Origin of the sequence: Pseudomonas sp. TJI-51, from assembly GCF_000190455.2 — a bacterium.
GTDB lineage: Bacteria > Pseudomonadota > Gammaproteobacteria > Pseudomonadales > Pseudomonadaceae > Aquipseudomonas > Aquipseudomonas juntendi.
The window spans coordinates 3,204-17,269 of sequence record NZ_AEWE02000143.1 but is presented as its reverse complement, the minus strand read 5'-3'; the positions used below and the strand labels follow the sequence as shown (position 1 = coordinate 17,269).

The following is a 14,066-nucleotide window of genomic DNA, read 5'->3' as shown; positions in this document are numbered from 1 at the left end:
TCTCCTCCTAGAGTTTGCTCTGCACAGTGCAGACTGCCCCGGCCGGGCGGTTTCCAGGACAATTGCAAAGGCCGGACGCCTTCATGGCTATGAGGTAACTCACGGTCTGCTCGCTTGCTTGTTTTCTGGTCAAGCGCAACCCGGTATTGGGATCCAGGCCATGGGTGAGCAACTGATTGCTCACTTTTCGCGCAATCGTATCATCGGGCAGGCAGACCGCAGCGATACTCGGACCATCTCTCGCGACCGGTGCGGCGGTTAGCTCGGTAGGGCAATAGCCATGGCTCGCAGTTAGTTTGGCCGGCATGTCGAACTGGGTTGGTGCCATCCCTGCGTGCAGATAGACTTCCATTGCGCTCAGCGGACCGCTGATAGGCTGTACCCAGGTTCCGGGTGCCTGGCCGGGCACCGGCTTGACCTGAGCCATGCGATACCAGCCGACTGGGAACTCCCGCCAGACGTCACGTCGTGCATCAGCCAATACGGGGCTGGCCGCCTGAGGTGTGCGCTGCCTGAGGAGCTCGACGAACTGCGCCTCGTTAGTCAGGTTGTCGTCCCGGCTGAATACATAGGCGATGTGGATCACCAAGTCTCTGGCCCCGGACGGTATCGCATTGCCGTTAACTTTCAGGTTCCAGATGGTCAGAGGAGAGTACCCGTATAGCCTTGGGTTGGGGGCTAATGCCATCTGTTCTGCTGAAACACCCTTGAGCTCACCGAACATGGCCTTCACATCCGTGAACGGACCCAGCTCGAATGCACCCTGCTGCTGTGGTGCGAGAATTTCCTGACGCAGGCGCACACCGTCCTCGGCAGCACCAATTAGTGCTGCATAGCCCGGATGGGTAAGGGTAATCCCATGCACCACATCGGGTAGAGCACGGCCATCGCTGTCGACCCAGGTCATCCGCACGTCAAGCAGTCGTACGTTACGGTACTGGGACGCCAACGGCGCAGCGGCGGGATTGAATGCCACCCGATACTCGCCTTCACCGACACGTTTCTCGAGCATTGACTTAAATTGCTGCCGCTGGGACGAACTCATCAGGCCGGACAATCTCGCCTGGTTCTGGGTTATTTCATGCGAGCGGCCGGTACCGGGTACGCAGCCAATGATGTTATCGGTGCAGACCGATTCGAGCAGGGCAAGCTTTTGCTGCCAGCGGCGGGCAACGAGGTCAAGGTCGATTCGTGCACCGTCACGCTCCCGGTTGAGCCAGCCGTACAGCTGTATGTCGTGGTCTACCGCGAGGCGTAGGTACTGCGGGTTGTTTTTGATGTAGGTTTCAAGGAACGGTCGGCCTTGCCCGCCAATGCCGGTCCACAGGGTCATGGAGCGGTTGAAAAGGTCGAAGTGTCGACGCAACTCTTCGCCGGTGAAAAAAATCAGCGGGCGTCGCGCGCGAATGATCGCCCGTTCTATCTCGGCGTCTGTCGAGGCCTGCGCGGAGGCTTGTTGCCACAGATCTATCTGCGCTTCTGCGGCCGCCACACTGGCACCGGCCACTGCCCTTTCCTTTTCAGCAATCGCCTTGTCCAACTCTGCTGCTTGGATGGTTGCGATCAACTGACGCTCTTCGGTCATCAGGCGCTTCTGATCGTCGAACAACTCGTTGAGCTTGTCCCACATACCGTTAAGCGCGATCATGTTACTCACCACCCCGGCCGCGACACCCATGCCAGGGCAAACAGCATCCAGGGCTATGGTAGCCATCTGGCGCATCGCCGCGTCGTTTGCCGATGGCGCTTGCCCCAAGGCAACTGACGCTCGAGGCAGGTCCAGTTTTACCTGATCCAGTACTACGGTGGCCTGATCCTGGCGATCGACCGCTTCCTTTGCCATCCCACTTCCCGCCAGCAGTTTGGCAGCAGTTTCGAGGGTGGAGGTTTTGGTCGCCTTCGGCAGCTTGTCGTTTATCTTCGACCAAAGCTGTGACTTGATTTGCTCGGCTCGTCTCCTGGCGGCAGTATCGGCGTCCTCGGCGGTCAGTGTTGCTTTGTTCACCAGGCGCTGGATGATGACCGGTGACGTTTCCAGAAATGACTGTGTCAGTTGCGTGCGTGCCTGTTCACCTTGCGCAGCAACCAGACCCAGCACCTCTTCCAGGTTATCGGCCAGCGCGGCGGGCGTTCCGCTGGCGGGCAGACGGGCGGTCAATTCGCGGAATACCCGGGGAAGATCGTCAACTTGCGAGCCATTAACAAAAAGAGCCTCGATTCCGGTTTTGCGTACCTGGTCGACGGTCCTAACCTCCAGTCCCCTGATCGATGCCAGCCCTTGCGTGCGCAGGCGGCGGATCAGCTCATCGCGATTGTTCAGGCCATTGACGCGCAACAGCGCACCGACGCGATGAGCCCCCTGCAGATCGAGCCAGTCGAGCAGGCCTTCGGGGGTGATGCGGATCAATTGGTCTGCCAGGCGCTGGGCATTTGATTCGGTCAAGGCGATGGCGCTAATCGTCTGATTGAAGGTGTCCCGGTAGACTTGGGTAACCTGCTGCCAATCACCACTGCGGGTCACTTCACGTGAGAAGGCAATGGCCTCGGCGGCCAGCAACCTGCCATCTTGGTCAACCTCGGCCAGTGCCTTGGCTAGTACCTCTCGCGTGGCTTTCACTTGGTTCTGGATCTGGCCGTTGATAGTGCTCGCCTGGCTGGCGAGTTGCACGACCGTGCCCACAGGCTTGAAGGATTCAACACCGGTGCGTAGTTTATCCTGCATGACCTTGGGCAGGGTTTTCCAGCTGGCCTCGCCCAGCGCTAGCAGGCTCTCGAAGGAGGGGTCACGCTGGAACCTGCCCGCGGCGTCGATTCCGTAGCGTACCGTTACCAACTGGCCTTGGAGCTCGTCAACCGCCTTTTTGGCGTCCGCTACCTGTCTCATCATGTTGCTCAGGTCGGGCGCGCGCGTGCTCAGGTCCTCCAGCGCACCGGCAATGGCAGGGTTGTCAAGCAGCGCAGGGTCGCTCAAGGCCGTCAAAGCCGCCGTTTTCACGGCATCTGTCAGGTTGCCGCTTTGCAATGCACTGAGCATCCCAGGGGGGACGCCAGCCGAAGAGGCCAGGGCATCGACGATGGATTTGCCGATCTGCGCGTTAAGGTTGCTGGCGCGGGTGGCCAGTTCATTGGCCTGGCGTTCGATACCCTCGAGCTCCCGACGTACTTCCTGCTGTCGGCGGCGCGCATTGCCCAGGGTGCTATCGTAACGGGAGACCTTGATCGCACCGATACTTTCCTGCTGCTGCTGGACGAAACGCTTCAGGCGATGCTCAACATCCTGGCTGGCGGCCACTATCTGCTGTTGCCGGGCCTCGCGGCTTGCCCGGAGGCTGTCAGTGATTTCGCCGACACTGCTGTCATAGGTAGCAAAACTGCTCTTGAACGCCGCGAGTTGACGCAGGGGATTGCCCGGAGTCGACCCTTCGAGCCCCCAGAACGATGCGCCGCCACGCAGAAGTTGCTTGCGGTATGCGATATCGGCTTGGAGAAGTCGCAGGACTTCCAGGTCGGCATCGCTGAGCAGGGCTTGCGCCTGCTTGTCGATCTCGTGCGTGTACTGCTCTGCCGTGCAGTAGTTATCGGTGGCTTTTGCGCGATCCACATCCAGGAGAAACTCCTGGTCGCCCAAGGTCTTGTAGGTGGCCGCCAGTTCGATGGTCAACGAGGCAAAGCTGGGGGTATCCCCTGACTGCTTTGAACAGCGGATCTCCTGACTAGCGCAACCACGCTCTATGGCTTCACGCTTCACCGGGTCCTGCTCGCCCTCAGGCGTGCTGGCGTAGGTTAGTGATAAGTCAGGACCGGCCCCCATGAGTGCGAACCAGGTGAGACAGCAACCCAGCCTAGCCGGGAAGGTAAGCGAGCGGTTCGGCACGGACGAATGATGGATGCGCATGAGAAGAGCTCGATTAAGGATTGGCCTATGTCGATGGTTACAAGAAGAAGCAAGCGGGTGTCAGGCGGTGGGCGGTAGGGTGACCGTGTTTTTCTCGATTGCAGCCTGGATTTCCTGGAGAACGACCACGGTGTCTTCGGCGGCCAGTTGTTGTACGGTCGTCAGGGTGGCGCACGACTTAATGATCTCGGCGTAGGCGGCAAGAAACTCGTTGGCAAAAACCCGGGCTTGTTCCAGTTGCTGTTTAGCTGTCGCGTTGGCTGCATTCGCCGCGTACGCCGAATACGCCGAGTAGCCCAATGACAGGCAGTTAAAGAGGCCGCCGGCAAGACGCTGCAGCAGACCCGCTGGCGTGGCGGCGCCAGGGCTGGAGGCTTTCATCAGCTTGCCGAAGTAAACGATCCGGCTTCCTTCGTACTTGGCAATCAGCGCTGCACCAGTGGTGGGCTCCGGGTCAGTCAGCAGGAATTGGATTGCCAGCTTAGCAGTGGGCAGGAACACCGCAGCCAGTATGGCTGCCGGCGCCAGTACCGGGACCGCCAGACCGACCAACGTTAGGCCCGCGTCGGCCATGAGTATCAGGGTGGCAGCCAGTGCCTGGCGCTGGGCCGCGGTGCTGCCTTGGGCTAAAGCAGCTTCGCTTTTCTCCATCTCTTCGAGGAGTTTCTGCAGTTGAGGAATCAGCGTAACGCAATGCTGTTCCCTGGCCTTGCGGTCAGCGGCCAGGGCCTTGATCTTCTGCAATTCGGTTTTAGCCTGGTTCACGATCTGCCCGGCAGAGGCCGCATTGAGCACCGAAGTGGGACCCGCAGCTTGAGGTTGCTTGTTATGAGCAGAAGAGAAACGCCAGGTAAAAGGGGCGGCAAAGACGGTGCGGGTATACAGGAAAGGCAGAGCGAACAGGGTGGATCCCAGTAAAATGAATGCGCGGCGATCCATGTCGGTATTCTCCGGTAGATAGGCGGAATACTGGCTCGCGGGTTGGTATGGGGAAGTGAAGATGAGTCGGCCAGCCCTGTCAAATGGCTATTCTGCGAAAGCTCGCGCACTACAAAGATCGTACTCACCGATGCTGCCGTCTGAACAGGCACTGGCATGTCAACCTCCGCGATGATCTTTATGTCTCAGTACGATCCAAGCGAAAGCTGGGCAAAGGTAACAACTGGGACGCCCCTGAGCTACAAACTAGGCTAGGGATTAAATGAATTGTCAGGCCAACTGTGGACGCCGTGACCGCCGCTTTTAAGAGGAAGCAAGAGGAAGCCACAGTTGACTTTTCGGTGGGATTTTTCCCGTAGCCAATTAGGAATAGCCGACCTCGGCCAACGGTCGCTATGGGGGCAGGCTGTGTGAAAACCCAAGCGGCTCCTCGAAGAGCGGGTTCCTGCGTAAAATCTGAAAAGACTTGGCTACTCAGCCAGCCCAGAATCCGCGTAGAAACGCAAAATCTAGGTTGTTTTTCAACCAGTCGAGATCCGGCAGTTTTCACACAGCCTGGGTCGACATTGGACTGTGTTAGGACGGGGTAAGTGACAATGGAGGATGGATCGTGGTTGGCAGAATGCCTAGGTGCTGAAGCTGTCTAAAACTGCTCGAAAGCTTCTCGGTTTTACTGGGTGAAAGTCGCTGAATCTGGCCGAACAGTATTAGACAGGCCAGATGTACTGGCCGCTCGGTGCGCGGCCTGAGCGTCGAATCTCACGCTACTGTTGCATCATCGGGGTGTGTGCGGAGAGATCAGACATTCAGGGCCTTACAGCGGGTGATCTGGTTGGCGGTAAACCGGCAATGGTACAGGCTTTTTTCGCGAGATGCAGGCACGCACGGAACACTGGCCGGCGGCCGCCGCCGGCCGCCNNGGGACCCCGGCCGGGCGCCCGCCGCAGGCCGCCGCGGTGCTGCAGGTTTCCTGAGCCAGGTTGCCAGCAGGGTGGTAGGGTAGAGGGCCGCCCTGGAGGAGCCCGACATGGACCCGATCACCCTGCTTGCCGCCCGTTTGGGTGAACATCTACGCCGTTTGCATGCCCAAGTGACCACTGCCGAGTCCTGCACGGGCGGCGGCATCGCGCAAGCCATCACACGCATCCCCGGTAGCTCCGCCTGGTTCGAGGCCGGTTACGTGACGTATTCCAATGCCCAGAAAACCCGCCAGCTGGGGGTGCCCGAGGCGCTGTTCGGGCAGGTGGGGGCGGTCAGCCAGGAGGTGGTCGAGGCCATGGTCCGCGGCGCCCAGGCGGCCAGCGGCGCGCGCTTTGCCGTGGCGGTGAGCGGGGTGGCGGGGCCGGATGGCGGCTCGCCGGCCAAACCCGTGGGTACCGTGTGGCTGGCCTGGGGCGACGGCAGTCGGGTGATCAGCCAGCGGCGGCAGTTCGACGGCGACCGTGAGGCGGTGCGCCGACAGACGGTGAGCGCCGCGTTAGACGGCTTGTTACAGCTTGCTGGCGAGGAAATCGAAGACAGGGGTTTGCGCCAGCGCTAGCCTGTGGAATAATACTGGCTACTTATACAGGTATTGCGGCCGTCAGGGCCCGTCGAACACGTGAGGATTTCAATGGACGACAACAAGAAGCGCGCCTTGGCTGCGGCCCTGGGTCAGATCGAACGTCAATTCGGTAAAGGCGCGGTAATGCGCATGGGCGACCACGAGCGCCAGGCTATCCCGGCCATCTCTACCGGCTCTCTGGGCCTGGACATTGCCTTGGGCATTGGTGGTCTGCCAAAGGGCCGTATCGTCGAAATCTACGGTCCGGAATCGTCGGGTAAGACCACGCTGACCCTGTCGGTCATCGCCGAAGCCCAGAAGAATGGCGCCACCTGCGCCTTCGTCGACGCCGAGCACGCACTCGACCCTGAATATGCCGGCAAGCTGGGCGTCAATGTCGACGACCTGCTGGTCTCGCAGCCGGACACGGGTGAGCAGGCCCTGGAAATCACCGACATGCTGGTGCGTTCCAACGCAGTTGACGTGATCATCGTCGACTCGGTGGCCGCGCTGGTACCCAAGGCCGAGATCGAAGGCGAAATGGGCGACATGCACGTGGGCCTGCAGGCTCGCCTGATGTCCCAGGCGCTGCGCAAGATCACCGGTAACATCAAGAACGCCAACTGCCTGGTCATCTTCATCAACCAGATCCGCATGAAGATCGGCGTCATGTTCGGTAGCCCGGAAACCACCACCGGTGGTAACGCCCTGAAGTTCTACGCCTCTGTGCGTCTGGACATCCGCCGCACCGGCGCTGTCAAGGAAGGCGACGAGGTGGTCGGCAGCGAAACCCGCGTCAAGATCGTCAAGAACAAGGTCTCGCCTCCGTTCCGTCAGGCCGAGTTCCAGATCCTCTACGGCAAGGGTATCTACCGTAACGGTGAGATCATCGACTTGGGCGTTGCCCAAGGCCTGGTCGAGAAGTCCGGTGCCTGGTATGCCTACCAAGGCAACAAGATCGGCCAAGGTAAAGCCAACGCGGCCAAGTACCTGGCGGAAAACCCGGCTATCGGTACCGAGATCGAGAGGCAGATCCGTGAGAAGCTGCTGAACGCTGGCGCTGTAGCCGCAGCCGGTAAAGCTGCCGCTGTCGAAGCGGGTGCCGACGACATGGCCGACGCTGAAGCCGGTTATTGATCGCGTGGTTTATAGCTGAACATGTCCGCCGTACTCGACACCCCCGTCGCCATTCGGCGGACAGCCATGGACCTGCTTGCGCGACGTGAGCATGGTCGCGTCGAGCTGACGCGCAAGTTGCGTCAGCGCGGTGCCTCCGATGAGCTGATCGAGCCAGAGCTCGACCGGCTCACCGAAGAGGGTCTGCTGAGTGAAGCCCGTTACCTCGAGAGCTTCATTCGTTACCGTTCCGGATCTGGCTATGGCCCAGCACGTATTCGTGAAGAGCTGGGGCAGCGTGGTTTGCTGCGCGCCGACATTGAGCAGGCGCTGCGTGAAAGCGGCGTGGATTGGGCCGAACGCATGCGGGATGTATGGCAGCGCAAGTTCGCCGGGCAACGCCCGCAGGACCCGCGCAGCCGCGCCCAGCAAACCCGTTTTCTCGCCTATCGGGGCTTCACCATGGACATGATCGGCCGCTTGCTCAGCGGGCGAGACCTCGACGATTACTAGCCGCCGCAGACCTCGCAACAATCCCCGTAGCAGCGGCCTCAGCCGCGAACATCGGCAACGCCGGTACTCTCCAGCGCGCTGCCCCTAGTGCCTGATCAGCTGGCCTTCAACGCCTCCCTGGCCCGCTGCGTGGTATGCATGGGCTGTGGCTTGGCCCAGTTCTCCGGCAGGTTGATGAAGTCCACCAGTTCGCGCAGGCGCCCTTGGTTTCGGCCATTGAAGGCGAACGACAAACGGGTCAGGTGGCTGTAGTCCCCCAACTCATGTTCGGCGCTGCTGTCTGCTTGCTGGTGGTACTTGCCGCTCAGGCGCAGGTCAGCAAAGCCGTCCTCGATGTCAGACAGCGCCGCCTCGCTCAGGGCGTGATGCATGCGGATCACGAACTGGCTGTTCAACCAGCGGCTGGAGTGATAGTTGCGGTAGAACTGGTTGATTTCCTCCACCGCCTCCTCGGCACTGTGCACCAGGCGTACCAGCTTCAGGTCGCTGGGCAGAATGTAATGGTTGTCCTCCAGTTGGCGGCTGATGAAGCCCATGCAATCACGCCAGAAGCTGCCGCCCGGTGAATCCAGCAATACCACGGGGACCAGCGGGCTTTTGCCGGTCTGGATCAGGGTCAGCACTTCCAGCGCCTCATCGAGGGTGCCGAAGCCGCCCGGGCAGAGCACCAGGGCATCGGCCTCCTTGACGAAGAACAGTTTGCGGATGAAGAAGAAGTGGAAAGGCAGCAGCTTGTCGGTGCCGTCCACCGTAGGGTTGGCATGCTGTTCGAAAGGCAGGGTGATGTTGAAGCCCAGGCTGTGGGCGCTGCCGGCGCCTTCGTGGGCTGCAGCCATGATGCCGCCGCCTGCGCCGGTGATGACCATCAGGTCCGAGCGCGCCAGGGTAGCGCCCAGTTCACGGGCCAGTGCATACATCGGGTGTTCCAGCGGCGTACGCGCCGAGCCGAACACGGTCACCTTGCGGCGGCTCTTGTAGCGCTGCAGGGTGCGGAACGACTGGTCCAGTTCGCGCAAGGCCTGCAGGGTGATCTTGGCGCTCCAGCGGTCACTGTCATCGTGGGCCATGCGCAGGATGGTCAGCATCATGTCACGGTACAGCGGCAGGTTAGGGCTGTCGGGTGCAACCAGTTGCAATTGGGCGTCGATGTGGCTCAGGTCGATCTGGTTGTCCTGGAAGTGGCTGAACAGCGATTCGTTCGATTGGTAAGGCATGCAACGTCTCCTTCTGCACCAATACCTCTAAACCTCAATCTAGACCGTGGCGGCCGATCGTGCCGGGGGGATTGCCAGCGCCACCCGTCGGCACGTGGCCAATGGCGGCAGGGGTTTGGTTAACTGGTAAAGCGAAACGTATCGATGCGGGAGGTGGCGGTATGCATCGCTTGGTCATCGAAGTGGACCTGCAGCTCTACCAGCAATTGGAACGTGCCGCCCAGGTACATCACCTAAGCCTGGAGGCCGAGTGCCAGCGCCGGCTCGCAGGCCTGGAATGCCAGTCGCGCTACGTGCAGGCGCTATTGGCCGAGATGCGCGCCGAAGCTGCCGAGGGGCACTGGCGCGCACGGGAGGAAAACCAGGTGTAGCCTGGGCGCGGCGTTTACTTCTTCTTGTTGCCCGCTACGCAGCTGGCATTGTCGAAGGCCTGGTCCATGATCGGCTGGTTGGTTTTGTAGACGGTGAACCGGTAAACCATCACCGCGCCCTTGGACATCAGGTTGCGGAAGCCGTTGTTGCGGCACACGCTGTCGCCCAATTGGCTGCGCACCTGTGCAGGGTTGGCCTGCATGCGCTCGGCGTGGCTCTGGCGCACGCTGAGGTGGTTGACCAGCGCCTTGCCTTCCACGGTGTAACCCTGGTCGAGGATGTCTTCATTGATGGCACGTGGGGTGCCGACGCTGCTCTCTTTGGCGACCTTTTCCAGCATCTTGTTCAGGTCGTAGTCCTGTTTGGAAGCCGCCTGGGCTGCCAGGGGCAGGGCGAGCATCAGGCTCAGGGCGGGGGCGATAAGGCGCAGCATGGGTATCTCCTGGTTCGATGACTGGCGCTTTGACATGCGCGGGTCGACGGCGTTCCGTCAACCCTGGGCTGGCGGTAGCCCAAGGGTACGGGAAAGCCCGATTATAAGGATTCTGGTAAACTGGCGCCCTTGTTTTCCCAGAGCCATCCTTGTGCCCATTTCCCATCTTTCCACAGGCCTGCCGGCATGAGCCATGCGGTAGCGCGCCTGCGTGCCGAGCGCCTGGCCCGCAGCAACAAGCCTTTCATTGCCCGAGGGTCGCGGGCCGAGCGTTGCCCGGATTGCCGGGTCATTGCCAGCCATTGCCTGTGCGCCTGGAAGCCCCGCGTGCAGGCCGACGCCGGCATGTGCCTGCTGATGCACGACACCGAGCCACTGAAACCCACCAATACCGGCTGGCTGATTGCCGACCTGATCGAAGATACCTCGGCGTTCGGCTGGCTGCGCACCTCGGTTGACGAGCGCCTGCTGGCCCTGCTCGACGACCCGCACTGGCAGCCCTACATCGTTTTCCCAGGTGAGTTCGTCGCCCCGCAGCGGGTGGTCAGCGAGGTGGTGCGTGAGCCGGGCAAGCGCCCGCTGTTCATCCTGCTGGATGCAACCTGGACCGAGGCGCGCAAGATGTTCCGCAAGAGCCCCTACCTGGACCGGTTCCCGGTGTTGAGCCTGCAGGCCGAACAGATGTCACGCTACCGCCTGCGCCGCTCCAAGCGCGATGATCACTTCTGCACCGCAGAAGTTGCAGCCATGTGCCTGGAGCTGGCCGGCGATAGCCTGGCGTCGCAGGCACTGGATGCCTACCTGGATGTATTCAGCCTGCATTACCTCAGTGGCAAGCGGCGCCTGCCGCTGGACGAGCAGGACGAGACCCATCAGCGTTTGCATACCTTCCTATAGTCCAAGGGGCACCCACCCGGCTTTGGTTCATAATGACAGGGCTGGCAGCCAGGGTGGGCGAGGCGGCAAGGCGGTTGGCTTGACCACCCTTGACCGTGCTCGGCATCCTTGGCGCCGATTCCCCGTCGGGCACTTGGCAACCCCCAGTGCCCGGGACAGAACAGGATCCTTAGATCGATGGCCACTTACGAAATCCTGATTGCCGATGACCACCCGCTGTTTCGCGGCGCCCTGCGCCAGGCCGTTACCCTCGGCCTTGGCCCGGACGTTCGCCTGGTCGAGGTCGCGAGCATTGCCGAGCTGGAGGTGCGGTTGAGCGAAAAAGCCGACTGGGACCTCGTGCTCCTCGACCTGAACATGCCGGGTGCCTACGGTTTTTCCGGGCTGGTGCTGCTGCGCGGGCAATACCCGCAAATTCCCGTGGTGATGGTTTCGGCGCAGGAGGAGGCCGCCGTGGTCGTCAAGTCCCGCGAGTTTGGCGCCAGTGGCTTCATTCCCAAGTCCAGCCCGCTGGAAGTGATCCAGGATGCGGTGCGCAAAGTGCTCGACGGCGAAGTCTGGTGGCCGCCGCAGGCGTTCGAGAAGGTCGATGTTTCGGCCGAGGCCAAGGCCGCCAGTGAAGGCCTGGCCAGCCTCACCCCGCAGCAGTTCCGGGTACTGACCATGGTCTGCGAAGGCCTGCTGAACAAGCAGATTGCCTACGAGCTGAATGTCTCGGAAGCCACCATCAAGGCCCACGTCACGGCGATTTTCCGTAAACTGGGGGTGCGCACCCGCACCCAGGCTGCGCTGCTGTTGCAACAACTTGAATCAGTTGCCAGCCACTGACGCGTGCGGCTTCACGCTTTTTTGACCTGAGCCGGTCTAGCCTGCCGGCCTTCTGTTGTGAAATGACTCACATGACATCGCCATTCAAGGGCCAGACCGGCCTCAAACGTATCTTCAACGCCGCTGGCTATTCGCTGGACGGCCTGCGCGCGGCCTTCAAGGGCGAGGCGGCATTCCGCCAACTGGTGCTGCTTAACGTGCTGCTGATCCCGGTGGCGTTCTGGCTGCCGGTCAGCCGTGCAGAGCGGGCGATCATGATCGCCGTGTGCCTGCTGGGGTTGATTGTCGAGCTGTTCAACTCTGCGATCGAGGCTGCTATCGATCGCATTTCGCTGGAGCGCCACCCGCTGTCGAAAAACGCCAAGGACATGGGCAGCGCCGCACAGCTGGTGGCGCTGAGCATGGTGGCGCTGGTGTGGGGGGTGATCCTGCTTTAAGCGATCGGGGGCAACACGATTTCGTCGCTGCGGGTGAAGCCCGCGGTGAAGTTGCGGCAGAGCTCCAGAAATTCGCGCATGGCCGAGGTCTGGTACTTCTGCTTGTGCCAGATGAAGTAGAACTGGCGCATCAGGTCCAGCTCCGGGGTTTCCACCGGTACCAGGCTGCCACGGCGAAAGGCGTCCCGCAGGGCCAGGCGTGAAATGCAGCCGATACCCAACCCCGATTCCACTGCACGCTTGATCGCCTCGGTGTGCTCCAGTTCCAGGCGGATGTTGAGGTTGGCGCGGTGGTGGCGCATGGCCTGGTCGAAGGTCAGGCGCGTCCCCGAGCCTTGTTCGCGCAGGATCCACGCTTCCTGCGACAGGCTTTCGATATCGGCACGGCCCAGCTTGGCCAGCGGGTGCTGGGGCGCGCAGAACACCACCAGTTCGTCCTCCACCCAAGGCTGGACCTCCAGGTCGGGGTGGTTGCAGTCACCTTCGATCAGACCCAGATCAATTTCGTAATGAGCAACCTGCTGCACGATATGCACGGTGTTCTGGACATGCAGCTTCACCTGGCTCTCAGGGTGGGTCTGCATGTAGCTGCCGATCAACAGGGTGGCCAGGTAGTTGCCAATGGTGAGCGTGGCGCCGACCGCCAGTGAGCCGAAACCGGACTTGCCATTGAGCAGGTCTTCGATTTCCTTGGCCTGGTCGAGCAGCGCGACCGCCTGCGGCAACAACTGGTGGCCGAGGGCGTTGAGGGCCAGGCGTTTGCCGGCGCGGTCGAACAGTTGGCAGCTCGATTGCCGCTCCAGTTCGGTGATGGAGGTGCTGGCGGCCGATTGCGACAAGGCCAGCAGGCTAGCGGCGCGAGAGACACTCTGGTGCTGGGCTACCGCGACGAAGACTTGCAGTTGACGAAGTGTAAATCGCATATCGATATAACCGATAACACATATCTTGATAATCCAGTTAACAGATATTGTCGCTGCCCCTAAACTATCGCGCAACTGTGCGTGCTGCACGCGCTGCGTTTTTCTTCAGGAGCCCCATCGATGAGCAACATGAACCACGAACGTGTCCTCAGTGTGCACCACTGGAACGACACCCTGTTCAGCTTCAAGTGCACCCGCGACCCGGGGCTGCGCTTCGAGAACGGTCAGTTCGTGATGATCGGCCTGCAGCAGGAAAGCGGCCGCCCGCTCATGCGTGCCTACTCCATCGCCTCGCCGAACTGGGAAGANNAGAGCACCTGGAGTTCTTCAGCATCAAGGTGCCGGACGGCCCGCTGACTTCGCAGTTGCAGCACCTGAAGGAAGGCGATGAGATCATCATCAGCAAGAAGCCTACCGGCACGCTGGTACTGGACGACCTGAACCCAGGCAAGCACCTGTACCTGCTGAGCACCGGCACTGGCCTGGCGCCGTTCATGAGCGTCATCCAGGACCCGGAAACCTACGAGCGCTTCGAAAAAGTGATCCTGGTGCACGGCGTGCGTTACGTGAACGAAGTGGCCTACCGCGAATTCATCACCGAGCACCTGCCACAGAACGAGTTCTTCGGTGAGGCGGTGCGCGAAAAACTGATCTACTACCCGACCGTGACTCGCGAGCCGTTCGAGAACCAGGGCCGCCTGACCGACCTGATGCGCAGCGGCAAGCTGTTCAGCGACATCGGCCTGCCGCCGATCAACCCGCAGGACGACCGTGCGATGATCTGCGGTAGCCCGAGCATGCTCGACGAGACCAGCGAAGTGCTGGACAGCTTCGGCCTGAAGATCTCCCCGCGCATGCGCGAGCCGGGCGACTACCTGATCGAGCGTGCCTTCGTCGAGAAATAAGGCGCAGGTAGGTACGAAGAAGGCGACCCTCGGGTTAATGCCTGTCAGTTA

Annotated in this window: 12 protein-coding genes and 1 pseudogene; 8 read left to right on the top strand and 5 right to left on the bottom strand. The window is 61.2% G+C overall.

The genetic code is table 11. The annotated features are described in order from the left end of the window. Positions 1-7: 7 nt before the first annotated feature. Together G1E_RS24780 and G1E_RS24775 are read right to left on the bottom strand one after the other, a co-directional pair. Positions 8-3,895, bottom strand: a complete 3,888-nt coding sequence (locus G1E_RS24780) for a hypothetical protein (RefSeq protein WP_009686052.1) — start codon at positions 3,893-3,895, stop codon at positions 8-10. 60 nt (positions 3,896-3,955) lie between these two features. Next, on the bottom strand, positions 3,956-4,834 hold the full coding sequence (locus G1E_RS24775; protein ID WP_047150203.1) for a hypothetical protein: 879 nt from the start codon (positions 4,832-4,834) through the stop codon (positions 3,956-3,958). A 1,027-nt stretch (positions 4,835-5,861) separates the two neighbouring features. On the opposite strand from G1E_RS24775, the gene G1E_RS24770 reads away from it, so the two are divergent. From G1E_RS24770 to recX, 3 genes are all read left to right on the top strand, one after another. Then, complete coding sequence (locus tag G1E_RS24770; protein ID WP_047150202.1) at positions 5,862-6,374, top strand: CinA family protein; 513 nt, start codon at positions 5,862-5,864, stop codon at positions 6,372-6,374. 72 nt (positions 6,375-6,446) lie between these two features. After that, positions 6,447-7,514 (top strand): recombinase RecA, encoded by a 1,068-nt coding sequence (gene recA / locus G1E_RS24765; protein ID WP_009686047.1) that lies wholly within the window; start codon positions 6,447-6,449, stop codon positions 7,512-7,514. A 21-nt stretch (positions 7,515-7,535) separates the two neighbouring features. Next, positions 7,536-8,006 (top strand): recombination regulator RecX, encoded by a 471-nt coding sequence (gene recX / locus G1E_RS24760; protein ID WP_009686046.1) that lies wholly within the window; start codon positions 7,536-7,538, stop codon positions 8,004-8,006. A 95-nt stretch (positions 8,007-8,101) separates the two neighbouring features. Here recX and G1E_RS24755 read toward each other — a convergent pair whose 3' ends face one another. Further along, complete coding sequence (locus G1E_RS24755; protein ID WP_009686045.1) at positions 8,102-9,220, bottom strand: LOG family protein; 1,119 nt, start codon at positions 9,218-9,220, stop codon at positions 8,102-8,104. 161 nt (positions 9,221-9,381) lie between these two features. Here G1E_RS24755 and G1E_RS24750 point away from each other — a divergent pair, with 161 nt between their 5' ends. Further along, positions 9,382-9,591, top strand: a complete 210-nt coding sequence (locus tag G1E_RS24750; protein WP_009686044.1) for a hypothetical protein — start codon at positions 9,382-9,384, stop codon at positions 9,589-9,591. A gap of 14 nt (positions 9,592-9,605) precedes the next feature. Here G1E_RS24750 and G1E_RS24745 read toward each other — a convergent pair whose 3' ends face one another. Beyond that, positions 9,606-10,025 (bottom strand): quorum-sensing-regulated virulence factor family protein, encoded by a 420-nt coding sequence (locus tag G1E_RS24745; protein ID WP_009686043.1) that lies wholly within the window; start codon positions 10,023-10,025, stop codon positions 9,606-9,608. A gap of 186 nt (positions 10,026-10,211) precedes the next feature. Between G1E_RS24745 and G1E_RS24740 the strand changes: the two genes are divergently transcribed. The 3 genes from G1E_RS24740 (at position 10,212) to G1E_RS24730 (ending at position 12,187) form a co-directional block, all read left to right on the top strand. Then, a complete protein-coding gene (locus G1E_RS24740; protein ID WP_009686042.1) occupies positions 10,212-10,922 on the top strand; it encodes a tRNA-uridine aminocarboxypropyltransferase in 711 nt (236 codons plus the stop codon). Positions 10,923-11,099: 177 nt separating this feature from the next. Next, positions 11,100-11,750 carry a response regulator transcription factor ErdR gene (gene erdR / locus G1E_RS24735; protein ID WP_009686041.1) on the top strand — a complete coding sequence of 217 codons (651 nt, stop codon included), beginning with the start codon at positions 11,100-11,102 and terminating at the stop codon, positions 11,748-11,750. 71 nt (positions 11,751-11,821) lie between these two features. Further along, positions 11,822-12,187, top strand: coding sequence for a diacylglycerol kinase (locus tag G1E_RS24730; RefSeq protein WP_009686040.1), 366 nt, complete (start codon positions 11,822-11,824; stop codon positions 12,185-12,187). Here the strand turns inward: G1E_RS24730 and finR are convergent. Next, a complete protein-coding gene (finR, locus tag G1E_RS24725) occupies positions 12,184-13,110 on the bottom strand; it encodes a LysR family transcriptional regulator FinR (RefSeq protein ID WP_009686039.1) in 927 nt (308 codons plus the stop codon). The genes G1E_RS24730 and finR overlap by 4 nt on opposite strands. Positions 13,111-13,230: 120 nt before the next feature. Here finR and fpr point away from each other — a divergent pair. Beyond that, a pseudogene (gene fpr / locus G1E_RS24720) lies at positions 13,231-14,015 on the top strand (ferredoxin-NADP reductase). The last annotated feature ends 51 nt before the right edge of the window (positions 14,016-14,066 follow it).

What these genes read in the sequence shown, in the direction of transcription:
- G1E_RS24780 (WP_009686052.1), bottom strand. Translation starts at nt 3,895, where the DNA reads ATGCGCATCCATCATTCGTCCGTGCCGAACCGCTCGCTTACCTTCCCG.
- G1E_RS24775 (WP_047150203.1), bottom strand. Translation starts at nt 4,834, where the DNA reads ATGGATCGCCGCGCATTCATTTTACTGGGATCCACCCTGTTCGCTCTG.
- G1E_RS24770 (WP_047150202.1), top strand. Translation starts at nt 5,862, where the DNA reads ATGGACCCGATCACCCTGCTTGCCGCCCGTTTGGGTGAACATCTACGC.
- recA (WP_009686047.1), top strand. Translation starts at nt 6,447, where the DNA reads ATGGACGACAACAAGAAGCGCGCCTTGGCTGCGGCCCTGGGTCAGATC.
- recX (WP_009686046.1), top strand. Translation starts at nt 7,536, where the DNA reads ATGTCCGCCGTACTCGACACCCCCGTCGCCATTCGGCGGACAGCCATG.
- G1E_RS24755 (WP_009686045.1), bottom strand. Translation starts at nt 9,220, where the DNA reads ATGCCTTACCAATCGAACGAATCGCTGTTCAGCCACTTCCAGGACAAC.
- G1E_RS24750 (WP_009686044.1), top strand. Translation starts at nt 9,382, where the DNA reads ATGCATCGCTTGGTCATCGAAGTGGACCTGCAGCTCTACCAGCAATTG.
- G1E_RS24745 (WP_009686043.1), bottom strand. Translation starts at nt 10,025, where the DNA reads ATGCTGCGCCTTATCGCCCCCGCCCTGAGCCTGATGCTCGCCCTGCCC.
- G1E_RS24740 (WP_009686042.1), top strand. Translation starts at nt 10,212, where the DNA reads ATGAGCCATGCGGTAGCGCGCCTGCGTGCCGAGCGCCTGGCCCGCAGC.
- erdR (WP_009686041.1), top strand. Translation starts at nt 11,100, where the DNA reads ATGGCCACTTACGAAATCCTGATTGCCGATGACCACCCGCTGTTTCGC.
- G1E_RS24730 (WP_009686040.1), top strand. Translation starts at nt 11,822, where the DNA reads ATGACATCGCCATTCAAGGGCCAGACCGGCCTCAAACGTATCTTCAAC.
- finR (WP_009686039.1), bottom strand. Translation starts at nt 13,110, where the DNA reads ATGCGATTTACACTTCGTCAACTGCAAGTCTTCGTCGCGGTAGCCCAG.